Origin of the sequence: uncultured Campylobacter sp., from assembly GCF_938030145.1 — a bacterium.
GTDB lineage: Bacteria > Campylobacterota > Campylobacteria > Campylobacterales > Campylobacteraceae > Campylobacter_B.
The window spans coordinates 40,995-66,291 of the sequence record NZ_CALHGM010000008.1 but is presented as its reverse complement, the minus strand read 5'-3'; the positions used below and the strand labels follow the sequence as shown (position 1 = coordinate 66,291).

At 46.8% G+C, this 25,297-nt stretch carries 29 protein-coding genes; 14 read left to right on the top strand and 15 right to left on the bottom strand.

Features of this window, described 5'->3' with window-relative positions:
- Positions 1–164 precede the first annotated feature (164 nt).
- The 3 genes from Q0323_RS01550 to Q0323_RS01540 all read left to right on the top strand — a co-directional run bounded on the left by Q0323_RS01550 (position 165) and on the right by Q0323_RS01540 (position 3,929).
- On the top strand, positions 165–1,205 hold the full coding sequence (locus tag Q0323_RS01550; RefSeq protein WP_298050811.1) for an isoaspartyl peptidase/L-asparaginase family protein: 1,041 nt from the start codon (positions 165–167) through the stop codon (positions 1,203–1,205).
- A 549-nt stretch (positions 1,206–1,754) separates the two neighbouring features.
- A complete protein-coding gene (locus tag Q0323_RS01545; RefSeq protein WP_298050808.1) occupies positions 1,755–3,248 on the top strand; it encodes an RNA ligase in 1,494 nt (497 codons plus the stop codon).
- An 84-nt stretch (positions 3,249–3,332) separates the two neighbouring features.
- Positions 3,333–3,929, top strand: coding sequence for a metallophosphoesterase (locus Q0323_RS01540; RefSeq protein WP_298050805.1), 597 nt, complete (start codon positions 3,333–3,335; stop codon positions 3,927–3,929).
- A 578-nt stretch (positions 3,930–4,507) separates the two neighbouring features.
- On the opposite strand, the gene Q0323_RS01535 is transcribed toward Q0323_RS01540, so the two are convergent.
- The 15 genes from Q0323_RS01535 to Q0323_RS01465 all read right to left on the bottom strand — a co-directional run bounded on the left by Q0323_RS01535 (position 4,508) and on the right by Q0323_RS01465 (position 15,115).
- Entirely contained in the window at positions 4,508–4,708 is a 201-nt protein-coding gene (locus tag Q0323_RS01535; protein ID WP_298029244.1) for a hypothetical protein, read from the bottom strand.
- Between the two features lie 33 nt (positions 4,709–4,741).
- Positions 4,742–5,173 carry a hypothetical protein gene (locus Q0323_RS01530; protein WP_298050801.1) on the bottom strand — a complete coding sequence of 144 codons (432 nt, stop codon included), beginning with the start codon at positions 5,171–5,173 and terminating at the stop codon, positions 4,742–4,744.
- 293 nt (positions 5,174–5,466) lie between these two features.
- On the bottom strand, positions 5,467–6,564 hold the full coding sequence (locus Q0323_RS01525) for a HAMP domain-containing sensor histidine kinase (protein WP_298051018.1): 1,098 nt from the start codon (positions 6,562–6,564) through the stop codon (positions 5,467–5,469).
- 18 nt (positions 6,565–6,582) lie between these two features.
- The gene (locus Q0323_RS01520; protein ID WP_298050798.1) at positions 6,583–7,245 is read right to left on the bottom strand and encodes a response regulator transcription factor; all 663 of its coding nucleotides are present in this window, start codon (positions 7,243–7,245) and stop codon (positions 6,583–6,585) included.
- A 460-nt stretch (positions 7,246–7,705) separates the two neighbouring features.
- Positions 7,706–8,239, bottom strand: coding sequence for a DUF1104 domain-containing protein (locus tag Q0323_RS01515; protein ID WP_298050796.1), 534 nt, complete (start codon positions 8,237–8,239; stop codon positions 7,706–7,708).
- Positions 8,240–8,487: 248 nt separating this feature from the next.
- Positions 8,488–8,616 carry a hypothetical protein gene (locus tag Q0323_RS01510; RefSeq protein WP_298050794.1) on the bottom strand — a complete coding sequence of 43 codons (129 nt, stop codon included), beginning with the start codon at positions 8,614–8,616 and terminating at the stop codon, positions 8,488–8,490.
- 12 nt (positions 8,617–8,628) lie between these two features.
- Positions 8,629–9,174, bottom strand: a complete 546-nt coding sequence (locus tag Q0323_RS01505; RefSeq protein ID WP_298050792.1) for a superoxide dismutase family protein — start codon at positions 9,172–9,174, stop codon at positions 8,629–8,631.
- A gap of 151 nt (positions 9,175–9,325) precedes the next feature.
- On the bottom strand, positions 9,326–9,907 hold the full coding sequence (locus tag Q0323_RS01500) for an ABC transporter permease subunit (RefSeq protein ID WP_366939536.1): 582 nt from the start codon (positions 9,905–9,907) through the stop codon (positions 9,326–9,328).
- Positions 9,904–10,296 (bottom strand): substrate-binding domain-containing protein, encoded by a 393-nt coding sequence (locus Q0323_RS01495; RefSeq protein ID WP_298051015.1) that lies wholly within the window; start codon positions 10,294–10,296, stop codon positions 9,904–9,906. The genes Q0323_RS01500 and Q0323_RS01495 overlap by 4 nt, the downstream gene beginning before the upstream one ends.
- Positions 10,297–10,351: 55 nt before the next feature.
- A complete protein-coding gene (locus Q0323_RS01490; RefSeq protein WP_298050790.1) occupies positions 10,352–10,606 on the bottom strand; it encodes a hypothetical protein in 255 nt (84 codons plus the stop codon).
- A 115-nt stretch (positions 10,607–10,721) separates the two neighbouring features.
- Positions 10,722–11,573, bottom strand: a complete 852-nt coding sequence (modD, locus tag Q0323_RS01485; protein WP_298050787.1) for a ModD protein — start codon at positions 11,571–11,573, stop codon at positions 10,722–10,724.
- A gap of 2 nt (positions 11,574–11,575) precedes the next feature.
- Positions 11,576–12,073, bottom strand: a complete 498-nt coding sequence (locus Q0323_RS01480; protein WP_298050784.1) for a nitroreductase family protein — start codon at positions 12,071–12,073, stop codon at positions 11,576–11,578.
- 681 nt (positions 12,074–12,754) lie between these two features.
- Positions 12,755–13,423 carry a ThiF family adenylyltransferase gene (locus Q0323_RS01475; protein ID WP_298050782.1) on the bottom strand — a complete coding sequence of 223 codons (669 nt, stop codon included), beginning with the start codon at positions 13,421–13,423 and terminating at the stop codon, positions 12,755–12,757.
- Entirely contained in the window at positions 13,416–14,195 is a 780-nt protein-coding gene (surE, locus tag Q0323_RS01470; RefSeq protein ID WP_298050780.1) for a 5'/3'-nucleotidase SurE, read from the bottom strand. Before surE ends, Q0323_RS01475 begins: the two co-directional genes overlap by 8 nt.
- A 419-nt stretch (positions 14,196–14,614) precedes the next feature.
- On the bottom strand, positions 14,615–15,115 hold the full coding sequence (locus Q0323_RS01465) for a hypothetical protein (protein WP_298050778.1): 501 nt from the start codon (positions 15,113–15,115) through the stop codon (positions 14,615–14,617).
- Positions 15,116–15,183: 68 nt separating this feature from the next.
- On the opposite strand from Q0323_RS01465, the gene Q0323_RS01460 reads away from it, so the two are divergent.
- The 11 genes from Q0323_RS01460 (at position 15,184) to Q0323_RS01410 (ending at position 25,297) form a co-directional block, all read left to right on the top strand.
- The gene (locus tag Q0323_RS01460) at positions 15,184–16,371 is read left to right on the top strand and encodes a DUF354 domain-containing protein (protein ID WP_298050776.1); all 1,188 of its coding nucleotides are present in this window, start codon (positions 15,184–15,186) and stop codon (positions 16,369–16,371) included.
- A gap of 48 nt (positions 16,372–16,419) precedes the next feature.
- On the top strand, positions 16,420–16,941 hold the full coding sequence (gene greA, locus Q0323_RS01455; RefSeq protein WP_298050774.1) for a transcription elongation factor GreA: 522 nt from the start codon (positions 16,420–16,422) through the stop codon (positions 16,939–16,941).
- On the top strand, positions 16,913–17,920 hold the full coding sequence (gene argC, locus Q0323_RS01450) for an N-acetyl-gamma-glutamyl-phosphate reductase (protein WP_298050773.1): 1,008 nt from the start codon (positions 16,913–16,915) through the stop codon (positions 17,918–17,920). The genes greA and argC overlap by 29 nt, the downstream gene beginning before the upstream one ends.
- A gap of 43 nt (positions 17,921–17,963) precedes the next feature.
- The gene (locus Q0323_RS01445; RefSeq protein ID WP_298050772.1) at positions 17,964–18,698 is read left to right on the top strand and encodes a UDP-2,3-diacylglucosamine diphosphatase; all 735 of its coding nucleotides are present in this window, start codon (positions 17,964–17,966) and stop codon (positions 18,696–18,698) included.
- 31 nt (positions 18,699–18,729) lie between these two features.
- On the top strand, positions 18,730–19,353 hold the full coding sequence (serB, locus tag Q0323_RS01440) for a phosphoserine phosphatase SerB (protein WP_298050770.1): 624 nt from the start codon (positions 18,730–18,732) through the stop codon (positions 19,351–19,353).
- Positions 19,346–20,353: a transaldolase gene (locus Q0323_RS01435; protein WP_298050768.1), complete on the top strand. Its 1,008-nt coding sequence runs from the start codon at positions 19,346–19,348 to the stop codon at positions 20,351–20,353. Before serB ends, Q0323_RS01435 begins: the two co-directional genes overlap by 8 nt.
- On the top strand, positions 20,353–21,570 hold the full coding sequence (locus Q0323_RS01430) for a type IV pilus twitching motility protein PilT (RefSeq protein ID WP_298050766.1): 1,218 nt from the start codon (positions 20,353–20,355) through the stop codon (positions 21,568–21,570). Before Q0323_RS01435 ends, Q0323_RS01430 begins: the two co-directional genes overlap by 1 nt.
- Positions 21,571–22,084: 514 nt before the next feature.
- Positions 22,085–22,666, top strand: coding sequence for a hypothetical protein (locus Q0323_RS01425; protein ID WP_298050764.1), 582 nt, complete (start codon positions 22,085–22,087; stop codon positions 22,664–22,666).
- A gap of 1 nt (position 22,667) precedes the next feature.
- Complete coding sequence (locus Q0323_RS01420) at positions 22,668–23,870, top strand: PD-(D/E)XK nuclease family protein (protein WP_298050763.1); 1,203 nt, start codon at positions 22,668–22,670, stop codon at positions 23,868–23,870.
- 36 nt (positions 23,871–23,906) lie between these two features.
- Positions 23,907–24,671, top strand: coding sequence for a hypothetical protein (locus Q0323_RS01415; protein WP_298050760.1), 765 nt, complete (start codon positions 23,907–23,909; stop codon positions 24,669–24,671).
- Between the two features lie 89 nt (positions 24,672–24,760).
- A complete protein-coding gene (locus tag Q0323_RS01410; RefSeq protein ID WP_177388523.1) occupies positions 24,761–25,297 on the top strand; it encodes a 50S ribosomal protein L25/general stress protein Ctc in 537 nt (178 codons plus the stop codon).

Here is a 25,297-nt window from a genome sequence, read left to right as displayed (position 1 = left end):
TGTGCCACAAATTTAGTCGCGTTAAATTTGACGGCGAAAGCTTAATCCTAAGCTCAAAGCATTAGATTTAGATCCGGCCGAATTCGCGTTTGATTAAGCGAAACGAAAAGCGCAAAGTTATATCATTCCTTAGAAATTCTCCAATTTTTTCGAAAGGATGAGATATGAAGCACTTTTCACTCTCAAAGGCCGTTTTTATGGCGGCTAGTCTGGCCCTGCTCGGGCTAACGGCTGCGAATGCGCAGGAGAAATTTTCCCCAGTTATCGTCATTCACGGTGGCACCAGCGGGCTTGATCTAACCAAGGAGGAATTTAAAATCCGCGAGGAGCCGATGAACCGGGCGCTTTTAGCGGGTCAAGCCGTGCTTGAAAAAGGCGGTAGCGCGATGGATGCGGTAACTGCGGCGATAATGGTGCTTGAGGACGATCCGAATTTCAACGCGGGCAAAGGCGCGGTATTTACAGCCGACGGATTTAACGAACTCGATGCCTCGATCATGGACGGCTCGACCAAAAAAGCGGGCGCGGTCGCGATGGCGCGGCATATCAAAAACCCTATCCTAGGCGCCAGGCTCGTGATGGATAAGACGTGGCATACGCTGGTTGCGGGCGAGGGAGCCGACAAGCTCGCTAAAGAAAACGGCCTAGAGATGGTGGATCAGAAGTATTTTTTCACGCAGTTTAGATACGACGCGCTACAAAAGGCCAAAGAGAAGCAAAAGCTGCTACTTGATAGCGAAAAGACAAAAAAGACGTCGTTAAATTTACACGAGCGCCCGTACCTTGGCACCGTAGGCGCGATCGCGCTGGATAAAAACGGCAACCTAGCCGCGGCGACCAGCACCGGCGGCATGACCAACAAAATGACCGGCCGCATCGGCGATAGCCCGATAATCGGCTCTGGAACCTATGCCGACAACGACTCGGTGGCGGTTTCTTGCACCGGCACGGGCGACATCTACATGCGCGTAAACGCCGCACACGAGGTCTCAGCTCTGTATAAATACAAAACGCAAGACGTGCAAAAGGCCGCCGAAGAAGCGGTAAGCCAGGTCAAAGCGCTCGGCGGCAGCGGCGGTATCATCTCGATCGACAAGCATGGACACACGGGCTTTGCGTGGACGAAAGATAAGCTCGGCATGTATCACGGTGAAGCAAGGCTCGGAGACAAACCGATCGTCTACTGGCCGCTAGGAGACAAATAAGCGTATTTAGCCCCTTTGCGGGGCTAAATTTAAATCAAATAGCGAGGATAATACGCTTTTTATCGCACGTCTATCAAATTTGGCGCCTTTATCAATCAAGCGCTTCGGCAAGGCAAATTCGGTCAAATTTTAATTTCAGCACCTCGGCAAAGCGCGAATTTCTATTTATTTAAAATTTTAAACCACATTTATCACTACCTTTTTCTCGTATTCAAATTAGTCAAAACAATAAATTTTATGCTTCGATAAGCCCATAAAGAGATCAAATTTGATCCTTCTGTAAATTTGAGCTTTGAGATTCAAAATTTAAACTGCCCGGTGACTCTACTGCAAATTTTATCCTTGCTCAATTTCGTGCCCGAAAGCGCGCATTGGTAGCGAGCTCGCACAGATACGGACGCCGCGCCGTCTAATTCGTGCCTCAAAACTGCGCGAGCTAAGCGGCAAAAATCGACTCTGTAAATTGAATTTTACCGAAATCCATATTTCTTGATACCAAAGCGCTCAAATTTCAGGTAGAATATCGCCACATAAAATCAAGGCGGTAAAATGAGAAAATTTATAGTCGTTCGCGGACACGCGGGCTCTGGTAAAACGACTTTCGCAAAAGAGAAAATTAAAGAATTTAAAAACGAATATCCGCAGGCGCAAATTTATCATCTGGAAAACGATATGTTTTTAACTGATGAGGCGGGGGTTTATACTTGGTCGCCGAAGCTTTTGGAAGACGCGAAGCGCAAGGTCGCCCGCGAGATAAAGCAGGCGTATAAATTTGCTCTGGAAAACAAAGCTAAAGACGTTCTTATCGTGCTTAGCAACGTGAGCGCGCGCACCAAAGAGCTGCTAAGCCTAAAAGAGCAAGCCGCCCAAAATGGATTTATTTTCGAATGCTTTAGAATGCAAAATTTCTTCGCCTCCGAGCACGGCGTCGATGAAGATACCGTGATAGCTATGTTTATCAAGGTCGCAAACAACAAAATAGAGGGCGAAATTTTGATCCCGCCCGTTAATCCTATGAGTGAAAGCGTAGCGCAAAAGATTAAAGACGCGGCGGCTCTAAATAGGCGCGATCTGCCCTTTGATGCGGCGCAAAACACCTACGTAACGAAAAAATATATCGCCGCTACGCAAGATAAAAGGCTCTGGAGTGCGCGTCAAAGCGAGCTTTATCCCGAGCTTCGCACCTACAAATACTCAAAACGCGTCTTTTTCAAAGCCGATTGGGATAAGGCGCTGCTTGAGATGCGCGGACTCATAATGGACGATGATCTAAATATCATCGTGCGTCCGTTTAAAAAGGTCTATAACTACTCGGAATTTACCTCGCGCAAAAGCCTTTATCCTATCGATATCACAGACGATACGCCCGTGCTTGCCGTGCGAAAGGTAAACGGCTTTTTGGGGTGCTGCACCTACGTAGATACCCACGAAAGCGGCGCGAGCTTTAACCGCCGCGTCATCTACTCCACGACGGGATCGACCGATAGTAGATTTGCGCAGATGGCGCGCGAGCACTGCTGTAAATTTGAAGAGATTTTCAAACGCTATCCAAATAAAACTTTTTTATTTGAGATCACCGACGAGAGCGACCCGCACATCGTAGAAGAGGAGCTTGGAGAGACCTTTATCGGACTTATCGACGCTAAAACCGGCGCGCAAGCAAGCGAATTTGAGCTAGATAAGATCGCTGCAAGCACTGACGGAGCACTAAAAAGACCTTTTTATAAAGAGGGCGAGCAGTATCTAAAAACGAGCTTTGCGGAGCTAAAAAATATAGTCAAAGAGGCGAAATTCGAGGGCTTTATGGTGTATATTCCGAGCCAAAATGATTTTTGCTTTAAGATGAAAACGCCTTATTATCTCGTGAATAAATTTTTCGCTCGCAGTAAAAACGAGGCGCTTTCCGGCAAACTGGATAAAACCAAGCTCGATGAGGAATTTCACCCATTGGTCGATCACATTAAAGCAAACGAGCGAGAATTCAAATCCCTTGACGAGCAGGGCAAGCTAGGCTTTATAAAAGAATTTTTAGAAAGAATTTAACGATTATCGCGCGAATATTTGACGCTGCGCAAATTTGCGTAAAGCTCAAATTTGATGTAGCGATTAAAGCTTAAAGGGAAAATGATGATATTTTTTACCTCCGATTTGCATTTTTATCACGGCAATATTATGAAATACTGCCCTAAATTTAGGAATTTTAACGACGTAGCTGAGATGAATGAAAAGCTAATAGAGCTCTGGAATACCGTAGTGGGGCCGGAGGATACGGTTTATGATCTGGGCGATTTTGCATTTTGTAATAAATTAAAGGATCTAAAAAGCGTCGTGCGTAGGCTAAACGGCTCGCATGTGCTGATTTTAGGCAACCACGATACGCTCATTAGCCAAAACAAAGAAGCGCTGCTACGCGAGCTAAAAGACGACGGAAATCCTATCTTTAGCGATATCCTGCACTACAAGGAGCTAAATTTTGACGGCGGCACGGGCGTGATGAAGGATGGCAAAACGGGTATGAGCATCTGTATGTTTCACTATCCCGTAGAGGAGCACAACCGCGCTTCCAAAGGTTCTTTTATGCTTCACGGACACTTGCACGACCGCACTTCCAGCCTAGAGGGGCGCATACTAAACGTAGGCTTTGACTCGCACGGCAAAATTTTAAGCTTAGATGAGATCGTGCAAATTTTAGGGCAAAGGCAAATCCCGACAAGATATTCGTGATCCTGGCTAAACACGGGCAACGTAGCATTGATTTAAGCGTAGCTGCGAGTGCTTGGCTCGTCCTTGTTACGCGAAATTTTATTTGCGCTGCCATAAAATTTTTATAGAATTCGCACGAAAGCTCACTGGCTAGTGCGCGCCAGCTTAATCCGCGCTGCTACGAAGTCCATTTACGACCAAATAAAGCTTTGCTTGCCTTGCTAAAATTTTATCTCTAATCTTGGCAAATTTTGCTTGCATTGTTACGAATTTTACAAGTTCTACGTGCCATTATTAGGCTATGGCGGCGTAAATTCTTTACGAAATTTGAGGGAAAAATTTATCCAAAAAATTCAAGTGCAAAATTTGAACTATGAATTTTGTGCGCGGATTTGCGCCGCAAAATTTGTGTGCAAAATCGTGCTTGAAAATCCTATTTAAATTTTTGGCGCCGCATTCTGCCAAGGCGCGAAAAATTTCGAAGCTTTTAGAATTTTGGCGCGCTCTTACACAGCCTAGAGTTTAAAATTATCTGAGGACGACGTCCGCTAGCTCTAGCGCGCACGTATCGGTGCGTTGCGAAGCAAAAAAGCTCATCGTTATCGTAGAGAGTAGCCTAAGCAGTAAATAAGAGCATTGAACTCATCGCTACCGTCTATGCTTAGCGTAAAAATCTGGCTAAACGGCGTGACATAAAAATATAGCGTGATATCTCCGCAGCGGTTGGATAAGGCGCTAAAGTGCACTTTTTCAATTGGGAATTTTGTGCCGTTTTGAGTGATTAAATTTTTATCGCTCACATAAATTCCCTTGTACACGGCATCCCAAAAGACCTACAAAAATACCATTATCATGCAAAAGCCGACTAGCAGGATAGTTATATTAAAAACTAGGCCGTATTCTGCTTTAAAGCATAGCGCGAGCACGCCTAAAACGGGGATTAAGACTAGCAAAGCAGCGATTAGTTCAAGCCCGCTTCCGCGCTTTTTATACTCGTATAGGATATATTCATCTGCGTCCAGCTGCACTTTGGGCGCGAGCGGGATACGCACTGCGTAGCGAAAGCCAGCTCCGCAGCCATGCAGCAGCTTCTCGCTCCATGCTTCAAAGCCGCTTTTTGCCGAGATTCTTACGCGCCCTGTCGTACTAGCGTTTGCCGCGTCGCTTGCCGCCGTATCGCCTTCTGATGCTATGCCAGCCGCAGCCTCTAAGCCAGCTTGCTTAAACTTGGCTCTTTTATAACCTACCTCATCAATATTTATCATTGTTCCATCCGGTGAAATTTGTGGCTATTTTAGCGGACGGCTACGTAATTTCGGATAAATTCCACGGCGCGAAATTTTATAAAATTTCATATGACCTACGCTATGTATTCTGCAAACCGATTGGCGAAATTTTGCGAGCGCGACCGGATTGCATGCGTAAATTCCGCCGTCAAATTATAACCTAGTGCAAATTTTTACAAACGGAATCGCTGGCTAAATTTAAACCTACGCGGTTAAGCCTAGCAAGCCCGCCCGCTAAAATTTCATTCGCGCAGAATTTCATTTGAGTAAAGTTAAAATTTCACCTCAAATTCCGTCCAGTCCTCGTTGCTATCGCACGAAATTTTAAGCCCGAGCTCGTCGCAGTATTTTTTAACGATAAAAAGCCCGATGCCAAAGCCGCCGTTGCGCTCGTCAAAGCGGGTGTAAAGCTCGAAAATATGCGGCAAATTTTGCCGCGCGATACCCGCGCCGCTGTTTTTGATGCGAAGCGAATGCTCGCGCAGGCTCACCTCGACGCAGCCGAGCTCGTCGCAATATTTTATCGCGTTGCCAAGCAGATTATCGATGATCTTTCGTAGCTTAAACTCATCTGCGCAAAAGGCTACCGGGCGCAGATTGGCGCTTAAGCTTATGCGCTTTTGCTCCGCAGAGACGCCGAAATACTCTATGCGGCTTTGCAGTAGCTCGCCTAAATTTACCTCTCGCCCGCTGCCGCTTTTGTTTAAGCTTAGCGCGGTTAGATCCTCAAATAGCGCGTTTATCGTATTTGCGCCCGTCTTGATATTACCCAGATATTTTTTCGGCTCGGTTTCAAAAAGCTCGATACTCATCAAAATCACGCTAAGAGGTGTCTTTATCTCGTGTGTCGTGTCGCGGATGAAGCCATTTAAAAACTCGATCTTTTCGTAAAGCGGGCGCAGCGAAAGGCGGATGATAAAATACGCGATCAGCAAAATAAGCGCTAAAACAAGCGCGCTCGCAGCTAAAATTTTAAGCTTTAGCGCCGCTAGCTTGCCCTCAAGCGCCTCCGTTTTGATCGCTACGTAATACTCCGTGCCGTCCTTGCCGGTGAGATTAAACTGCTCGATCCTGCCAGACCCCTCCATATACACGCGCGGTGCGTCATCCTTCGGCTCAAAATCCCGCGCGATCTCATCGCTGCTATTCAGATCCGCCGCGTATGCCTGCATGGCGTCGAAATCGCTCTCTTTTAGGCGTCCGCCGCGTGCGAGCTTAGCCTCTAAGCCGTGCTTGAAATCTCTGATCGCAAAGGCATCGCGATCCGCGATAAAAAACTTCTCCCGCTCGTAAAATACGCTGCTTACCAGCGCCAAAAACAAGACGCTAGTAAGCGTGTAGAGCAAAAAAATAGGTAGAATTTGACGCATTTTGGACACGGCGCGCTCCTAGAGATATTTGTAGCCGAGCTTGGAAGCATTTATGATGCGATCCTTGCCCAAAATTTTTCGCAGCTCCGCGATATAAACGCGCAGGCTAAGCTCGCTCGGACTCTCGTCGTAGTCCCACAGCGCGGCGAAAATTTCATCTTTGCTAAGGAACTTATCGCGGTTTTTTAGAAGCAGCGCAAGAAGCCTCGCCTGCTTTTGCGGCATCGGCACGGCTCTTCCGTCGCGATAAAGCGCGTGCTGAGCCATATCGAAGCTAAAGCTTCCGCCGATATTTTCGCGTCCGGCGGCGTTGTGGACGAAGGTGCGCTTTAGTAGATTATCCGCGCGCAAAGCCAGCTCTTTTAGCTCAAAGGGCTTTTTGAGGTAGTCGTCGCAGCCGCTTCTAAAGCCGTTTTCGACGTCTTGCAGAGTGTTTAGCGACGTCGTGAAAATGCACGGTGCGCCGCGCCCTGCCTCGCGCAGCTCGCGAAGTAGCGCAAAGCCGTTGCCGCCGATGATTTTGACGTCGAAGATCCACAGATCGAAGCTCTTTTCGTACGCTAATGAAAGCGCCTCGTCGTAGCTTTTGCTGCCGCTTACCTCGTGCCCCGCGCCGCGCATGTAGGTGCACATCATGTCTAGCAGCATTCCCTCGTCCTCGACGATCAAAACTCTTGCCATAGCCCGCCTCCTTGCGTAGAATTTTTGAAATTATACCCTGTGAAATTCCACGTAAAATTTAATTGCAAAATTTCAGGGCAAAATTTTATCGTGGCGAAAACGGCACGTCTTGGCTCAAGAGCACGCTTCGTAAATTTAGATTTCTCGCCTAGTAATTAATTCGCGCAGTGCGCCAAGCGGTGCAAGAGGCTAAAATTTTACGCCACGGAATTTTAAAATTTATAGGCAAAGTACGGGAGTTTTAAAATTCTGCCACTACGAAATTTTAAAATTTCACATCCTAAAATTTCGCCGCGCAGAATTTCAAAACCTCGCCTGCGCCGATAAAATTTTGTGAAATTTCATCGGTGCTATGCCGCATAAGCTTCAAAGCTAAATTTTAAAATTTCTACGCCGTGATCTGTTAAAACAAAATTCCGTGCAAATGCTGCGCGGAACTAAATAGCTTGCGCACGGACGGCTATTGCTGCGTCATAGGGCACACAGCGTCGCCAGCGTTTTGATTGCACGGCATCCCGTCCCTCGGCGGCATTGCCGGACCCGCGCCGTCGCCCATTCCTCTAGGCGGCATATGGCCGCACTCGCCGGAAGCAACCTGCGATCTGTGCGGACAGAACCCATGAGCGGGCCTTTTAAATTTGCCGAAATTGCCTCGGTCTTTAAGCTCGATATCCAGCCTATCCGCCTGCTCGACGCTTAGCTTGCCCGCCTGGGCGTTATAGTTTTTTCTAAACTCGTCTAGGAATTTCTCGCGATCCTCGACGCTCATAGCGTCCAGTTTCTTTTTAAACTCGGTCTTAAATCCGCGCTTGAGATCCCTTGCCTGCGCCCTTAGCTCGCCTGCGCGCTTGTCGATCTCAAACGCCGCTTCGCTTAAGCTCTTGGCGTCCGCGCCGGCGATCGAGGCATTGATCTGCTCGGGAGTGCTATTTTGAAAATCTGTGGCGAACAGCACGCCCGCGACTAAAACGCTTGCTAAAACAATCTTTTTCATTTTCTCTCCTTTGTGAAAGTTGGCATAATTGTAGGAAAAAGTCGTGAAGAAAAAGTTAAATGAAGCTCACGCCGCCAAAATAGCTCGGCGCCGTAAATTTAGAACTTTGATTTAAATTTGAAAAATTTTACGCCGCTGCGGCAAAAACAGGGTGTAATGCGTGCAAACGGAGTTAAATTTTAAAATTTAAGCGGGAAGGGGGCGCAGCGCGTAAATTTAACACAAAATTTCGCGCTGCATAAGTTATGTCAAAGCCCGCCGTGCGTAAATTTAACGGCAAAGCGGGCGTATCTCGGCGCTGCGGACGGCGAAATTTCGTCGCGTAAATTTAACCGCAGGGCTGCTAAATTTAGAGATTGCGGATAATTAAATTTCATCCGCAACGAAGCCTATTTTATAACGCCGCAGACCATTCTAGCGCCGCCGCCGCCAAGCGGCTTTGGATGGTCGCTGTGGTTATCGCCGCCTACGTGAACCATCAGCGAGTGGCCCTTTAGCTCATCTAAGCTCTTGATCTTCGGAGCTAGCACCGGATAGACCGCATTGCCCTCGGCATCGACGAAAAGCGCAGGCAGATCGCCCTTGTGGCCACTATCATCCCAAGCAAACGAGTGCTTTTTGGTATCGCTTGGATCCCAGTGGCCGCCCGCTTTCATGCCTAAGCCCTTCTCGGTCGCGCCGCAGTCGGCATTTTGATGCACGTGAAAGCCGTGCGCGCCGCTAGCAAGACCTTTTAAATTCGGGAAAAACGCCACGCCGTAGTTCGTCTCGACCGCTACGACCTCGCCTACGCTCACGTTACCCTTCTCGCCTAGTTGCTCCATAGCAATGACGAGGTGCTTGCCAGTCTTAGGGTCGAAATTTTGCATATCGCCGTGCTCGTGAGCGATCAAGGCGCTTGCGACTAAAATTGATGAAATTAGAAATTTCTTCATGATAAATCCTTTAAAATGAAATGCGAGTGCAATTTTATCTAAAAATACTTAAAAAATAATTTTTCTTATTTAGATAAATTTTGCTTTTTATCTAAAAGGCTTATCGCGAAGAATAAGATCAAGCTGAAAATTACGAGTAAAACGCTTAAAATCAGCGCCGCTCGTTCTCTCCGTCATACACGGCATTGTAGATCGCAAGACCTAGCGTATCGGTTTTACCCACGATATTTCCGCCCAGTATCAGCGTGATGCCCACTTCGCCAAGCCCGCGCGAGAGCGCTAAAATAAGCGCGGAGCCTAGCGTTTTAAGTGAGCTAGGAAGGATGACGAGGAGGAAAATTTGAGCTCTGTTTTTGCCTAAAATTTGCGCGGCTTCGATTAAGCTTTTCGGAAATAGCTCAAAGCTTGCGCACACGGGCTTTACAAACAGCGGCTGCCCCACCAAAAACGCCGCAAGCGCCAAAGAAGAAAAATTAAAAACGATGTCTAAATTTAACGCAGAGCCGATAAATTCACTCTTTCCAAAGATGTAAAGAAGCAAAAATCCCGTCGCAATCGGCGGGAATATGAGCGGAAAAATCACTAAAATTTCGACGATCTTTTTAAATTTAGCTTTGCTGAAAGCTAAAAAATAAGCAATCGCAAGCCCTGCCGTAATCAGCAACAAAAAGCTGCAAAACAGGGCTTTAGCGCTTAGTATCAGAGGATGCGCGATCCAAGCGATGTCGCTCATTTAAGACCGAATTTTGAAAAAATCTCTTTTGAGCAGTCCGATTTAAACTCCTTCATTACCTTTTCGCAAAGCGCCTCATCGCCGCACGCGCTAAGCCTTGCGATGCCGATAAATGCGGGGCTGTAGAGGCTCTCGTCGATGTAGATGATCGAGCCGAACTCATCTTTTTTGGCGACTGCTTCGGTGCTGTTGATAAAGCCCGCCTGCACCTCGCCGTTGATGACGTAAGCGACTACCTGCGGCACGCCCGCGACGGCTAAAATTTTATCTTTTACCCCATCCATCTTGGCGTTTTGCAAAAACTCGTTCGTCCTGATACCGTAAATCGCCTTTTTAGGATCCGGCATCGCGATCTTATCGAATTTTGCGATCTCTGATACGCCCTGTATTTTAATATTTTTCGGCGTTACTAAAACTAGCGTGCCGCGCCCGATACGCTCAAATTTAGTGATATTTAGATCGCTTTTTTTTCAAAAACGCCTCGTCGCCCACGATGAATGAAATTTTATTCTCGCGCGATTGAATGACGAGCTGGCCGAGGTTGGCAAACGATCCCGCCACGTCCATGCCCTCTTTTTTCAAATTTTCGATCACGGCCGAGACGGGCTTTTTGTATCCGCCGCCAGCTGCGATTATCAGCTGATCCGCGCAGAACGAAACGCTTGCCGCAAGCGCCAAAATAAATGCAATTTTTTTCATGAAAATCCTTTTTTTGAAATTTTAAGAATTCTACAAAATATACTCTTATTTATTAATAAATCGCATTTTTATGCCCTATTTTAGACTTCCGCGCCTTAAATTTAAAATTTAATATTTAGATAAATTCTATCTTTCCGCCTAGATCGCACACGCCCTGATTCCAAACCGCCGAGCTTACGAGCACGTCCGCGCCGGTAGCTGCAAACTCTGCGCAGTTATTTTTATTTATGCCGCCCGCAGCGCAAATTTTAATCTGCGGCGCCGTTTCATCTCGCCTCAAAACGCAGGCTCTAAGCTCGCTAGGGCTCATCTTATCGCACATTATCGCATCAGGCGCGTATTTTAAAAGCTCGCTAAATTCGCACTCACTCGCCACTTCGATCATGATCTTTCGCTCGGGCGCGCGCTCTTTAAATTTAGCGATCTGTGCGCAAAACTCGCTAAAGCTTGCAAACGCGCGGATGTGGTTTGAAAAAAACAGAACGCTGTCGTGCAGCCCCATGCGGTGTATCGTTCCGCCGCCCGCGATCAGCGCATTTACGCAAAGCTCCTTCGCAAAAGGAAAGCTCTTGCGCGTCGCACCCAGCACGCAGCGCGGATTCACCTCTCGCATCAGCGCAACCATCTCGTGCGCGTAGGTCGAAATTTTGCAGGAGTACTCAAACACGATCTGAACGATCTTCCAAGCTTTATGCAGGCTCTCGAAGCTCCCCCGTGCGCTAAAAATTTCTTCTCCCGCACAAAATGCGCTTCCCTCACGCGCTAGATGCTGCGTCTCGCAACCAAAGCGCGCCGCTACTTCCCGCGCGATCTGCCCGCCGCTGAAGATCAGATCCTGCCTCGTTACGATCGAAAGCCGCGCGGGCGCGTTTAAATCCACGAAGTCTTGCAAAAGCTCGGTCGTAAGGTCCAAAAACGCGCCGTCGCTAGCGATTAGATCGTCGATTTTACTCTGCGAAATAAACATATCTAGCCTACGAAGTGAATTTTAGCGGGCTCAAAGCGCGAATGCGCCTTTGTGACGCGAGACGGAAAGCCCAAAGGCATAATGCAAAACGCCTCCAAATGTCCCGGTAGATCCAAAATTTCTCTTACGCGCTCCATTGCGTAAATATCGGGCGCTACGCCCAGCCACGTGGTGCCAAGCCCCAAATGGTGCGCCGCTAGCCAGAGATTTTCTGCCGCACAAGCGCAGTCGTAGCGAGCGTAGGGCTGGAATTTTAAGCCGTTTTTGCGCGTGCAGACCACGATTGCAAGCGGCGCGTCCTTCGTGCAGCCGCCGTAGGTGCCTACGCTGCTAAGTAGCGTAAGCGCGGTGCGATCGCGCACTACGTAAAACTCCCATGAGCGCTGGTTGCCTGCGCTAGGGGCTTGCATCGCGGCTTTTAGCACGAGCTCGATCTGATCGTCGCTCGGCATTTTTTCGGTAAAATTCCGCACGCTCGTGCGTGTAAAAATTTCATTCATCGCTGCTCCTTTAAATTAAATTTCTAAATTCCGCTTTTTGCGAGCGGTAAAAAATGGAATTTAGAAGTAGGCTTGCCGCTGCGTTTGCTTGAGCCCTGCTTACACTTTACGCTTATTTAGGCGCTACGCGGCGGCTGATGCGCGCAGATTTGGTTTTGCTTGCCTGAGCGCGCCTCTTTTTGCATCGGAAAGCGTAAAGTCGCGATAGAATTTCAAGCCTCATCGCTATGAAACACGCCGCATAGGATAGCTGCACGAACTTAATTCAATCAAAATTTCGCTCACGAGCAAGCTCGCGACCCGCCTATTTAAATTTTAATCCTAGACCGCTATTTGGCGCCCGCTAAAATAACCCGCCGTATAGATTGACCTACGTGCGTAGCTTGCGCGGTCCTTAAATTTCATCTCGCACGCAAGCCTGCGCCGATCTTTGCGGATAAAATTTTATCTTTCGCTGCAAATTAATTTTCACCTTCGCGTCGAGCAAATTTTATCTTCATCGCCTGGTAAAATTTAACTTTTGCCGCTTTGTATTTTAACCGCACGCGCGCCGCAAAGCACTTGCCGCGCCGTACCGCATGCAAAGCGCGCTCGGATCATCAAAAGCTCAAAATATCTAAAATTTAACCGCCAAGCACGACTAGGCGGAGCCATGCGCCGAAGCGCTATGAAATTTAAGCGTTAAGCCTGCTCGCCTATCAGCCTGCGCACGACGTAGCTTGCGATGAAAAGCCCGAAACTAGCGGTCACGCCCATGAAGCTACCCATCGATGTGACGCGCGGCGGCTCGCTCGAGCAAACGACGTCAAAATCGCCCGCAAAGCCGCGCTTTCGCAGCTCAGATCTGATCTTGCGCGCGAGCGGATCGCCTTGCGTCCGCCAGATTGAGCAGATTTCGATTCTAGAGGGATCGAGCCTCTTTGCGCCGCCCATCGAGCTTACAAATCCTACGCCCGCCTCGCTGCAGCGCAGCGCAAGCGCGATCTTGGCGGGCACGTCGTCGATCGCGTCGATTATGAAATCAAAATGCGCCAGATCAAATTCCGATAAAAATTCCTCATCGATCCTAGCGGCGATCGGGATTACGCCTTTAAATTTGCGCGCAAAAACCTCGCATTTTAGCTCGCCTAGGCACTCGCTTCCAAGCTGGCGGTTTTGATTAGTGATCTCGAAGCGATCGCAATCGATCACGCTTAAGCTTACCGCGCCGCTGCGGTACAGCGCCTCTATCGCCGCTCCGCCCACGCCGCCGCAACCGCATATTAAAATTTTAGCGCTTTGCAGCCTTGCAAAATCCTCGCCGAAAAGCAGGCGCGAGCGCGAAAAGCGGTCTACTACAACTTCACTCATTGTTTTTCATCCACCTTTCTAGCGCGCTCATCTGCTCGTGCGCGGTTAAATTTAACTTAATCGGACTTAACGTCGCCCGCCCCTCAAAAAGTACCGAAATGTCGCTATTTTCGTTTTTGCTTGCATCAAAACTGAGCGTAGATTTGCCTAGCCAATAATACTCCATCCCGCGCGGATTGCGGTTTAGCTGCGCGTCGGTATCGTAGAGCTTCTCGCCGCACGGAGCAACCGAAAGCCCCTTAAAATCTTGCTTTGAGACGGCAGGGACATTTAAATTTAAAAACTGCTTCGGCGGCAGAGGAAAGCCTTTTTTAAAGATTTTCTCGACCAGTTCCACCGCGAGCTCGCACGCGAGATCAAATCCGTATCGCTGCAGCGAATCCGTGACGTAAAACTGGCTCACCGCAAGCGCAGGAATGCCTTGCAAGACCCCCTCCATCGCGCCTCCGCACGTGCCCGAATAGGTCACGTCCTCCGCGACGTTGGCGCCGTGATTTATGCCGCTTATCACAAGATCGGGCTTGCGGTTATACAGCGCGCGGAGCGCCAAATACACGCAGTCTGCGGGCGTAGCGTCATCGAGTTTGAAAAATCCGTCGTCAAGCTTGATAAATCTAAGCGGACGCGTAAGAGTGAGTGAGTGCGAGCATGCCGATTTCTCCGAGCTTGGCGCTACGATGGTGACGTTTGCGACCCCTCTTAGCGCGCTTGCGAGTTCCAAAAGCCCGCGCGCTTCGAATCCGTCGTCGTTAGTGATTAAAATTTCTTTCATATTCTCTCTTTAGCTAAAATTTCATGACAGACCTATCAGAGCGGAATTCTATCTGCAAAAATTCTAACGCTTAATTCTTTACTATGCAAAAATTGCTATTTAGCTTGCGTGGCATAAAATTCCGTCGCGCCAAATTTTTTAATAAAATTCCATGCGAACTTAAATCGCAAAATTCATAGAAAAATTCCGCCTTTTTGCTACGAAATTTTATCTTTTTTCGCTACAAATTTTTATAGCTTTTTATAGCCTGACACGCAATTTCATCGCCTAAATTTCGCTTCCAAAATTCCTTAAATTTGGTGGTCGTGCTCCGCAACTTGCCGCAAAATTTGTCTTTTAAATTATCGTAAAATTTTACACCACGAAATTTTGCTTTCGCGCCGATGCAAATCCGCGGCATAAAATTACGCTAGACTTATCTATAACCCTGCTTCGCGGCATATCTCCTCGCTTACCTGCGAATCAAGTAGATGCGAGCTTGGATAATCGTAGAAAAATCGGTGCACTTCACGCACTCCGCTTCGCAATAAAGCTCGCGTACTAGGTGCGTTGCAGTCATTTTCGGTAATATCCTTGGTTAGCAATTTGAGATATTTTTGCCGATCGGAGCTTTTCAGGCTCGCCCAGCCAGGGCTTAGCGAGTAGGCATAGATCAGATCGCTTCCTTGTGCGCTAATTTCTTCGAGGAAGGCAAACTGTGCCACATTAACGTGGGGCTTGGCGCCGCCTACGTCTGCTGCGATCTCGCTAGCTGCGGCTTTAGCGACGAGTGCGGGCGAGCCTAGCTTACTAAGCGCCTCAAAGCGTGCAGTTACTGCGGGATCCTCGGTGACTTGACGCTTTTGGTATTTAGCCGCGCCGCAACCGCCTAGCAACATCACGAACGCGCCGCATAGCGCTAAAATTTTAAAATTTTTCATCTTAAATCCTTTGTCGGCTTAATTTTAGCACATTTTGCTATAATTAACAAAAATTTAAAAGGCTAAATTTGAAATATTTAATCTCTTGCCTAGAGCCCTCTGCGAACCTCCATTTTAAAGGGGTTTTTGAGCATCTTAAAAAGCTCGATTCCGCTTGCGAGATTTGCGGAATTTTCGATGAAAAGTTGGGCTCGCCGATATACAAAAGCAGCGAGTTTTCGGCGATGGGTTTTATAGAAATTCTGCCGCTAATTTTAAAAGCCAAGCGCGCGGTAGCTCAGATGACGCGGCTTGCGGCGGAGTGCGATCGCGTGCTTTTGATCGATTCGCCCGCGTTTAATCTGCCGCTTGCTCGCGCGATCAAAGAAAGCGGCGCGAGCGCGGAAATTTCATATTATATCCTGCCGCAGGTTTGGGCATGGAAGCCGCACAGAGCGGAGAAGCTGAAGGCATTTTGCGACAATCTACTCTCCATCTGGCCTTTTGAGGCGAAATTTTTCGGCGCGAATTGCGAGGGAGATAAGGGCGCCGTGCCGCAAGAAGCGGAAAGCAAAGACGCTGCACCACAAGAAGCAAAAGATAAAGACGCTGCGCAGAAAGAGAATGCCTCGCACCCGAGCGAGCTAAGCGCCAAAACTGCAAAGTACTCTTTCGTGGGGCATCCGCTGCTTGATGAGATAAAATTTCAAAAAACAAGCTACGAAAAGCAGGGCAAGATCGCCTTTATGCCCGGCTCGCGCAGGGCTGAAATTTCAAGACTAATGCCGATTTTTAGAGCCCTTGCGCCTAAATTTGAAAATAGCGAGCGAATCTTGATAGTCCCGCCGCATCTTATGGATCAAAGAGATGAAATTTACGGGTCTCTGGACGGCTTTAGCATCGCAAACGATACTCCCGCCACGCTTAAGAATTGCGATTTCGCCTTCATCTGCTCGGGTACGGCGACGCTTGAGGCAGCGCTCATCGGCACTCCGTTCGTGCTGTGCTACAAGGCTCGCGCGTTTGACGTTTGGCTCGCGCGAAAACTCGTAAAGCTAAAGCACGTGGGGCTTGCGAATATTATTTTTGATTTTTTGGGCGAGGAGCCTCTGCACGAGGAGCTTTTGCAATCCGAAGTAAGCGCGCAAAACCTACTCGCCGCATACGAGCGCTGCGACTCCGCTAAATTTAAACTTGCGAGCGAGAAGCTGCGAGATTATCTGAAATTCGGCTCCAGCGAAAACGTGGCAAAAATTTTAACGCAGCCTGCGAACTAAAATTTTAAGGCTAAAGCTTATATAATTTGATAAAAAGAAAGGAAGATTATGACGACCGAACCAATGACGCTTTACGGATATGAAAAGATCACTTCCGAGCTCAAGGAGCTTCAGAGCGTGAAGCTGCCCCACATCGTGCAGCAGATCGACATCGCGCGCGGACACGGCGATCTGAAAGAAAACGCCGAGTACCACGCAGCGCGCGAAGAGCAGGCGTTTTTGCTCTCGCGCATCGCCGAGCTTAGCGATATCGTCTCTCGAAGTAAAATCATCGATCCCTCCACCTACGAGCACGACCGCGTAAAATTCGGCTCCACCGTTACCTTTATGGACGTGGAGACCGAGCGGGAGGAGGTTTACACGATCGTAGGGCTTAGCGAGGCGGATATCTCGCGCAAGCTCATCAATATCAACACGCCGCTTGCGCGCCAGCTTTTAGGCAAAGCCGAGGGCGATGAGGTAGTGCTTCAGCTACCATCAGGCACACGCGACGTAGAAATTCTAAGCGTCGAATATAGGCCGATCAAATTTGGAAAAGAAGATGAAAAAAGCGGGAATCATCGGCGTTAGCGGCTATACGGGGCTTGAACTGATTAAGGCTCTACTTTCCCATACGAGCTTTGAAATTTCATATTTGGGCGCCTCTACGCAGGGCGAGATAAGCGAAATTTTCCCGCAGCTTCGCGGCGTGTTTGAGATGAGCGTAGAAGCTGCGGACGCTCGCGTTGCGGCACAAAGATGCGATCTTATTTTCTTGGCGCTGCCGCATGGAAAAGCGATGGAATTTGCCCGCGAAATTTTAAAATTTAAAAGCGTCAAGGTAGTCGATCTATCGGCTGATTACCGCCTAAGTCGCGAGCTTTACGAGAAAAATTATACCGCACATTTAGACCCGCAAAATTTATCCCACGCCGTTTACGGGCTGCCCGAGCTAAATCGCGAAAAGATCCGCACGGCGCGACTTACCGCAAATCCTGGCTGCTATCCTACCTGCTCTATTTTGGCGCTCGCGCCGTTTATGCGGCTACTCGATCCAGATACCGGCGTATTTATCGACGCAAAAAGCGGAGTAAGCGGCGCGGGCAAGGCTCTTAAGACAAGCAGCCATTTCGTAAGCGTAAACGAAAACGCGGGCGCCTACTCGCCGATCTCGCATCGCCACGCAGACGAGATCAAAGAGCAGCTGGAAATTTTAAAAGGCGGCGAATTTAGCACGCTTTTCGTGCCGAATTTGCTGCCGATTACGCGCGGAATGCTGGTTAGCGCGTTCGGCGTACTGCAAAAGAGCGTGGATGCAGAGGCGGTGCTGCGGGAGTTTTACGCAAACGAGCCTTTCGTGCGCGTCCGAAGCGAGCCCGTGAGTATAAAAAACGTCGCAGGAACGCACTTTTGCGATATTTTTGTAAAAACTGCGGGCGATAAAATTTGGATCAACTCGGCGATCGATAATCTTTTGCGCGGAGCATCGTCGCAGGCGGTCGCAAACGCAAATTTAATGTGCGGATTCGCCGAAGCTACGGCGTTGCCGCGTATCGCACACGGAATTTAAGCGATGAGCTTTTCGCAAAAAACTATCACGCGCGGGAGCCTAAATGCAAAATGATCAAATTCAGACGATAAAACCCGGCGCGATCTTTATCGGCGATGCGCACGCGGGCGTGAGCAGGCCGCAATTTTTGAAATTATTGCGCGCGCTGAAGGCTGAGTCTACGCCGCCGCCTCAAATTTTTATGATGGGCGATATGTTTGATTTTTTGGCAAACACGACCTATACGCAGCGCTTCTACAAAGAGGAGATCGCGCTAATAAACGAGCTGTCGCAAAAATGCGAAATTTTTTACTTCGAGGGCAACCACGATTTTAATCTGCGCGAAATTTTCCCCCGCGCAAAAGTTTATCCGAACGGCGCGCAGCCCGCTAAATTTATCTGCGAGAGCGGCGAAGCGGTGCAGATTGCGCACGGCGATCTGTTTTTGCCGCGTCTAACGCAGTTTGCGCTGCTTTCGCTACGAAACAGAGCTTTTCTGAAATTTATGGACCTGCTCGATCGCGCTTTAAAATTTAAAATTTCAAAGATGATCTTAAAATCGCAAGAGGGAAAAAACCTCTACAGAAAAATGCCGGATTTTAAGGCCATAATCGCGCCGAAGATCGATTTTTACGCGGCAAATTTGATCATCGAGGGGCATTATCATCAAGATGAAATTTTATATTTCGGCGAAAAAAAATATATAAATTTATGCTCGTTCGGGGCCGAGAGCAAAATTTACGAGGTCGCAAAAAGCGAAAAATTTATGCTAATTCCAAAAAACTTAAACTTAAATTAGCTATAATTCCTAAATTTTTGCGAGGATATTTATGATAAAGCTTTGTGTTTTCGACTTTGACGCGACGCTGATGGACGGCGAAACGATAGGTTTTTTCGCCGCTAAAATGGGCACGCAGCGACAAGTTGGCGAAATCACGAAGCGCGCGATGGCGGGCGAGCTTGATTTTTTCGAGAGCCTTAGCGAGCGCGTGGCGCTGATAAAGGGCATGAGGCTTAGCGATGCTAAAGCTATCGCGGAAAGCCTGCCTTTTGTTTGCGGCGCTAGCGAGATCATCGCGTATCTGAAAAATAAAGGCATAAAAGTGATCGTCTTTAGCGGCGGATTTCATCTAGCCACCGACGCCGCGCAGAAAAAACTGGGTTTTGACGCGAGCTTTGCGAACTATCTGCATGAAAAAAACGGAATTTTAACCGGGCTTTTCGGCGGCGAGATGATGTTTGGCTACTCAAAAGGCGCGCTGCTTGCGCAGCTTAAATCGCTGATGGGTCTGAAGACGAGCGAGGTAATGTGCGTGGGAGACGGCGCGAACGACGTTTCGATGTTTCGCGAGGCGGGACTTAAAATCGCCTTTTGCGCGAATGAAATTTTAAAAAGCGAGGCGAGCGTCTGCATTGAAAAAAAGGATTTGAAGGAGATTATGAAATATGTATGATAAAGCCCTAAATTTCAGCCTTTGGTGCGACTTTTTGGAGCGCGATTTTATCGATAAAGATTTCGACGAGCTGATCAAAAAAGGGATAATTAACGGTGCGACTTCCAATCCCGCGATCTTTAAAAACGCGATCCTAAGCTCCCCCGCATACGATGCAGCTAAAGAGGAATTTAGAAAAAAAGAACCTAAAAAGCTGTATGAAATTTTAGCTACCGCGGATATCAGAAGCGCAGCGGAGAGCCTGCTTAAAAATTTCATTAACGGCGATGATGGCTTTGTGAGTATCGAGGTCGATCCGTATTTCGCAGACGACGCCGAGGCGATGTATCGCGAGGGCAAACACCTATACGGCACGATCGGCATGCCAAACGTAATGATCAAAATCCCTGCGACCAAGGCAGGCTACGAAGCGATGCGCGATCTATTAAAAAAGGGGATCAGCGTAAACGCGACTTTGGTTTTCTCGCCGGAGCAGACCGTAAAATGCATCGAGGCGATAAAAGAGGGAATCGCGGGCTTTCGTCGCTACTTCCCGAAGGCAAATTTACCAAAAACCGTAATTAGCATCTTCGTTAGCCGCTTCGATAGGTTACTAGATGAAAAAATGGCTGCGGCGGGTCTTCCTATCGGTAAAATCGGCATAATGAACGCCGCGAAGTGCTACAATATCATCGCTAAAGAAAATTTAAACTACGTAAAGCCGCTGTTTGCGAGCACGGGGGTAAAAGGAGACGATCTGCCGAAGGATTATTACGTAAGCGAGCTAATGTATCCGGGCTGCGTAAATACCGCGCCGCTTGAGACCATAGAGGCTTTTGTAAGCGGCGATCAAAAACCCAAAACGCCGCCGAGCGATGAAGAGATAGAGCATTTTTTTGCCCGAGTAACGGATGCGAAAATCGATATGAAAAAGGCGTATAAAAAGCTGCTGGATGACGGGCTAGTGGCCTTTGAAGAGGCATTTAAAGAGATAATAAAAACACTTAAAAAGGAGAAATGATGGCGGGTTCTATAGATTATTCGCAGTATCAAGTTGACGCTTCTACGCTGGATTTTAAGCAGCGAGATAGGCTAAATAAATATCTGGAATTTTTGATCCAAAACGGCGGCAGCGACCTTCATATCAAATCGGGCGCGGTTATTAGAGGGCGTATACACGGCGAGCTCGTAAAATTCAGCAAGACGCCTTTTTTAAAAGAGGATGCGATGACGCTAGCCAAGGAGCTTCTCATCACGCGCTTTCCTGAGCTTATCGAGAAAAAGAGCGTGGATTTTACCTACAAGCTAAACGAAGATTATCGCTTCCGCGTTAATATTTTCTTTCAGATCGACGGTATCAGCGCGGTTTTCCGAACGATCCCGGTTAAAATTCCAGAGATCGACGATCTAGGTTTGCCACCCTCGATCAAAGATATTTGCGACACGGCTATGCGCGGCGTCGTGCTACTTACTGGACCTACGGGAAGCGGAAAGACGACCACGATCGCAAGTATGATAAATCGCATAAATAGGCAAAGAACCAGCCACGTCGTTACGATCGAGGATCCCGTCGAGTTCGTATTTAAAGACGATAAATGCATCATCAATCAGCGCGCTATCGGCGAGGACTGCAATAACTTCGCAGATTCGCTTCGCGCCGCGCTGAGAGAGGATCCAGACGTTATATTCGTGGGTGAGATGCGCGATTTAGAGACGATCGAGACCGCACTTCACGCCGCGGAAACGGGCCACTTAGTGTTTTCGACGGTGCACACCATCGATGCGAAAGAGACGGTAAACCGAATCATTGCGATGTTTGAGCAGGCTGAGCAGGAGCGTATCCGAATGACGCTAGCGTCCGTCCTAGAGGCGGTCATCTCTCAGCGTCTTGCCCGTACTATCGAGGGCAAGCGCGTAGCCGTCGTTGAAATTCTACGCAAAAACACCCGTATTAAGGATATGATCTTGGACTCGCGTGACGATGAAATTCCAGACGCGATTGCCGACGGTCGCAACACCTACGGTATGCAGACCTTCGATCAGCACCTGCTCGATCTTTACAGAGACGGCGTCATTACCCGCGAAGAGGCGCTAGATAAGGCCTCTAAGCGAAACGACCTCGATCTACAGATCAAAAACGTGGACCTTGCCAAAAAAAGGGATTTGGCAGCAGAATCGGGAGAGAGCGCCGAGGAGATGCTCGCCGGCGAAGTCGTACAGCTAAAAGAGATCCGCTAAGTCGCAAATTTTAAAATTCTAAATTTTTGCGATTTAAAATTTTAAAGAATTCTGCCTGCCGCCGCGCGGGCGGAATTTAATTCGTTTGCCCACTGCTACGCGGGTATATACTACCTTAAATTTCGTTTTAAAATCTCTAGAATTTCGATTAAAATTCCACGTCCGATTAATCTTATAAAATTCCTATTCATTTAATCTTTGATAAACAAAATTTCAACCAAATTTTAGGGGGGGGGGGGGTATAATTACGCATATTTTTTCTATAAGGAGTAGGAAATGCCGGCTAAGAACCGAATGAGCTCTAACAAAACAAAAAGAGCAGGATGCAATAGGACTCATGCCCAAAAAGCGGGCGACAAAAAACGTCGCAAAAAGAAATAATCTCGCGTCGAAATTAGTCGCGAAATTTTATCTAAAAAGTACTGAGGTCTTAATGCTTCGGCGCTTTTTAGAATTTAAATCGCGCAAGCGATCAAATGAATAAAATTTTAGAATTTCATTGCAAGAGAATTTTATGAAATATGAGATAATCGATGTACATACCGCACTAGAAATCGTTTTTAAAAATTTTAAATGGGCGCTACTTATTGGAATTTTGCTGTTGCCGTTAGGAGTGGGTGCCGTGATTTTAGTGCTTTTGCCGTTTCAAAGCATTTTGATCTACAATAAAAACAAAAGATACCTGATCGATATGCAAACAGGTAAAATCACTTTCCCTAGAAGCGACGTTGAAAATAGCATTGTAGCTGTTTTGCTCTGCGCGCCGTATTGGAATTTAATGCGCAGCAGAACCGTCACGGCAGATCAAATCGAGGATATGCGCTTAGAGAAAAAAGAGGTAAAAAGCGCAAATATTTTTAAAATTTTCCTAGCGGTGACTAAATTTTTTAGGATGAGTTCCAAAAATGCTAAAACAGCTAGATTGGGGCGGCGCATTAATGACATCCAAACAAGATATTATCTCTACGTCTTAGGAAACTTCGGCTCGACGGGATTATATTTTTACGATAAACAAAAGCGCGACGAGGTACGCAACGCCATACGAGAATGCGTGCGTAAATTTAGCGCTAAAAATATAGATAGGAATTTATTCTGAGATGATAATTATAAATCGAATGTTTTCGGGCGGCTATTTGAACGAGAGCTTGGGGCACGAAATCATCAATCTTTTTAAGGCAGACAACGGCAGACACTACATCTACGTAAATCCTTACGGCACGATAAACGAGGATGCGAAGGATGCGCACAAAGTTCTTTTAGTGCGCGCTATCTCGAAACATTGTTTTGAAATTTTAGCTTGCGCTAGCGAGTTAAGGCTGCTTTTGAGCGATGAGCTTTTTGTCTGCGGCAGAAAGCGCGGCGCTAAAGAGGAGCTTAAAAGACAATCCGAAATGATTGAAGCACAAAATATCGCTTACGGCGGCGTGCTTCTAAACGAGCTATTTGAAAGCGAAAACGATAGCCCCAATGCGGCGTATATAACGTTTGAGACGTCGAATTTTAAAAAACCAAAATTTAAATTTTACATCGTTGATGACGAGAAATTGATAGATGAAACGCACTTTTTCGTGCCATTTAAATTTTTCTCGCAATCTTTGAAGCAATATGTCCGCTACGAAAGCGTGCCGGATAAAATTTTTGCGCCCGAGCTTTGGCAAGAGAAGGATACTACGAAGCGGATCGGGCTAAATGAAATTTTAAATTTCAAAGCTAAAGAGCAAAATATCTTAGAGATAATCGGCAAGATGGACGATGAGTTAAGCTTTTCAAATTGGATAGTCTATTATTTGCGAAACGATACGAAGCTATTTTTAAAATTTGCGAGCGAAATTTTACGGCTAAACATAAGCGAGGACGCGCAAATTTTAAGAGAATACAAAAATATAGATATTTTTATAAAAGATAAAAACCACGCAATCGTCATCGAAAATAAGATCAAATCCGGCATCAACGGGATAAGACACGATTTGCAAAGCGGCGTAATACGCTCTCAGCTAGATAAATATTCAAAGATTGCCGATAAGCAGGATTCAGGCGGCAGGGCAAAGTGCTTTTTGCTTCTACCTGATTATAGCTATGCAGATAGGGAGTTAGCGAAATTTGGTGAGTATGGGCGCTATTCGGTCATAAGATACAGCGCGCTTTTAAGATTTTTTGAAACTTGCGAGTGCGGCTTGAAATTCTACGACGAATTCAAAGACGCGTTGCGAAAACATGCGAGCGAATACAAAAAGGATTTTTACGAAATCATGAGGGAGCGGCTAATTATGATAATTTTGCGGCATAAACAAGGTGCGTGATAAGTCACGTATTTTTTAAAAAATAAAGGAGAAAAAATGGAAACCGTTCATAACATAGTTTCGGTGCTAACACCAATTACTCTAGTTATACTTATAGCACTTTTTATCAAGTGGAGAAGAGCATTTCGGAATGCAGCTATATTTTTATTTATATTAAGCTTAGTGAGCTTTTTAATTACCGATTGGCTTGGAGTAAATATAGATATCGCAGGGCTTATAAGTATGAGTATTTTTATTGGTATATCAATAATGATGTATTCGGGTGTAATAAAAGATGAAATGGAAGCTAAAGAGAAAGCCGAAAAAGAAAGACTGGAAGCCGAGGAAGAAGCAGAAAGAAAGCAAATAAGAGAAGAAAGACTAAAAAGAGAGGCTGAGGAGGAGGCTAAACGAAAAAGGATCCGAGCCAAAGAGGAAGCTGAAAGGCAACGACAAATAGAAGAACATAAAAAAAATTTTGAGCGTTTAAAAGAAACAATAATGCAAATAGACGATGAAAAAGAATTAGATGAGCTTAAAGAAAATGGCAAAAAAATCAGACTAGTAGTAAAAAATATCGAAGAACAGGGGGAAGATTTCAAAAGAACAGAATATGAATTTCTAAGAAAAGCTGAAAAATACGGCGCAAATTTAATCTTGATAAAAGAAAAAGCCTTAAATAAAACCCAAGTAGATACCGGCGAGCGCGAAGAAATAGAGACGATAACTAAAACAGGGCAGCCGAGAAAGGTAAAAAGAGCCGTTATGAAGGATGTGGAATTCTATAAGATTGTGGGTGATTTTTATAAGATGGCGGATTAAATCCGCCTTTGAATTCCAATAAGCGATTAAATAGATTTAAAGCAACATTTGGCTATTATCACGCTTCATTTTTTCACAAAGGAAACCTAATGTTAGAAGGTATCGTTAGAGATAGTATCGGTAAAAGGGCTTCAAAATCCCTAAAACGAGATGGTTATCTAATCGCTAATATTTATGCGAAAGGATTTGAAAATATTAACGCAGCGTTTAAGGTCAATGACTTTATCAAAGCTATGCGTGCAAAAGAAGATCTTCCCTTCGAGGTTAGCGTGGGCGGTAAGACATATCGCGTTATAGTGCAAGAATACCAAAAACACCCCGTCACAAATACCCTAACTCACGTAGATTTGCGAGTAGTTCAGGATGACGTCGTAAGCAAATATTTAGTGCCGGTTAAGGTAACTGGCGTCGCTAAAGGGCTAAAAAACAAAGGTATCTTGGTGCAATCCAAGCGCCGTATCGCCGTAAAATGCGCCGGCAAAGATCTACCAAACGATTTTACGCTCGATGTGAGTGATCTTGATGTAGGCGATTCGCTTTTGATCCGCGACATTCCGGTAAAAGAGGGCGTCAGCATCATCCTAGACGGCTCGGTAGCGGTAGTCGGAGTTACTTCGGCTAAATAG

What these genes read in the sequence shown, in the direction of transcription:
- Q0323_RS01550 (WP_298050811.1), top strand. Translation starts at nt 165, where the DNA reads ATGAAGCACTTTTCACTCTCAAAGGCCGTTTTTATGGCGGCTAGTCTG.
- Q0323_RS01545 (WP_298050808.1), top strand. Translation starts at nt 1,755, where the DNA reads ATGAGAAAATTTATAGTCGTTCGCGGACACGCGGGCTCTGGTAAAACG.
- Q0323_RS01540 (WP_298050805.1), top strand. Translation starts at nt 3,333, where the DNA reads ATGATATTTTTTACCTCCGATTTGCATTTTTATCACGGCAATATTATG.
- Q0323_RS01530 (WP_298050801.1), bottom strand. Translation starts at nt 5,173, where the DNA reads ATGATAAATATTGATGAGGTAGGTTATAAAAGAGCCAAGTTTAAGCAA.
- Q0323_RS01525 (WP_298051018.1), bottom strand. Translation starts at nt 6,564, where the DNA reads ATGCGTCAAATTCTACCTATTTTTTTGCTCTACACGCTTACTAGCGTC.
- Q0323_RS01520 (WP_298050798.1), bottom strand. Translation starts at nt 7,245, where the DNA reads ATGGCAAGAGTTTTGATCGTCGAGGACGAGGGAATGCTGCTAGACATG.
- Q0323_RS01515 (WP_298050796.1), bottom strand. Translation starts at nt 8,239, where the DNA reads ATGAAAAAGATTGTTTTAGCAAGCGTTTTAGTCGCGGGCGTGCTGTTC.
- Q0323_RS01510 (WP_298050794.1), bottom strand. Translation starts at nt 8,616, where the DNA reads ATGAAATTTAATTATCCGCAATCTCTAAATTTAGCAGCCCTGCGGTTA.
- Q0323_RS01505 (WP_298050792.1), bottom strand. Translation starts at nt 9,174, where the DNA reads ATGAAGAAATTTCTAATTTCATCAATTTTAGTCGCAAGCGCCTTGATC.
- Q0323_RS01500 (WP_366939536.1), bottom strand. Translation starts at nt 9,907, where the DNA reads ATGAGCGACATCGCTTGGATCGCGCATCCTCTGATACTAAGCGCTAAA.
- Q0323_RS01490 (WP_298050790.1), bottom strand. Translation starts at nt 10,606, where the DNA reads ATGAAAAAAATTGCATTTATTTTGGCGCTTGCGGCAAGCGTTTCGTTC.
- modD (WP_298050787.1), bottom strand. Translation starts at nt 11,573, where the DNA reads ATGTTTATTTCGCAGAGTAAAATCGACGATCTAATCGCTAGCGACGGC.
- Q0323_RS01480 (WP_298050784.1), bottom strand. Translation starts at nt 12,073, where the DNA reads ATGAATGAAATTTTTACACGCACGAGCGTGCGGAATTTTACCGAAAAA.
- Q0323_RS01475 (WP_298050782.1), bottom strand. Translation starts at nt 13,423, where the DNA reads ATGAGTGAAGTTGTAGTAGACCGCTTTTCGCGCTCGCGCCTGCTTTTC.
- surE (WP_298050780.1), bottom strand. Translation starts at nt 14,195, where the DNA reads ATGAAAGAAATTTTAATCACTAACGACGACGGATTCGAAGCGCGCGGG.
- Q0323_RS01465 (WP_298050778.1), bottom strand. Translation starts at nt 15,115, where the DNA reads ATGAAAAATTTTAAAATTTTAGCGCTATGCGGCGCGTTCGTGATGTTG.
- greA (WP_298050774.1), top strand. Translation starts at nt 16,420, where the DNA reads ATGACGACCGAACCAATGACGCTTTACGGATATGAAAAGATCACTTCC.
- argC (WP_298050773.1), top strand. Translation starts at nt 16,913, where the DNA reads ATGAAAAAAGCGGGAATCATCGGCGTTAGCGGCTATACGGGGCTTGAA.
- Q0323_RS01445 (WP_298050772.1), top strand. Translation starts at nt 17,964, where the DNA reads ATGCAAAATGATCAAATTCAGACGATAAAACCCGGCGCGATCTTTATC.
- serB (WP_298050770.1), top strand. Translation starts at nt 18,730, where the DNA reads ATGATAAAGCTTTGTGTTTTCGACTTTGACGCGACGCTGATGGACGGC.
- Q0323_RS01435 (WP_298050768.1), top strand. Translation starts at nt 19,346, where the DNA reads ATGTATGATAAAGCCCTAAATTTCAGCCTTTGGTGCGACTTTTTGGAG.
- Q0323_RS01430 (WP_298050766.1), top strand. Translation starts at nt 20,353, where the DNA reads ATGGCGGGTTCTATAGATTATTCGCAGTATCAAGTTGACGCTTCTACG.
- Q0323_RS01425 (WP_298050764.1), top strand. Translation starts at nt 22,085, where the DNA reads ATGAAATATGAGATAATCGATGTACATACCGCACTAGAAATCGTTTTT.
- Q0323_RS01420 (WP_298050763.1), top strand. Translation starts at nt 22,668, where the DNA reads ATGATAATTATAAATCGAATGTTTTCGGGCGGCTATTTGAACGAGAGC.
- Q0323_RS01415 (WP_298050760.1), top strand. Translation starts at nt 23,907, where the DNA reads ATGGAAACCGTTCATAACATAGTTTCGGTGCTAACACCAATTACTCTA.
- Q0323_RS01410 (WP_177388523.1), top strand. Translation starts at nt 24,761, where the DNA reads ATGTTAGAAGGTATCGTTAGAGATAGTATCGGTAAAAGGGCTTCAAAA.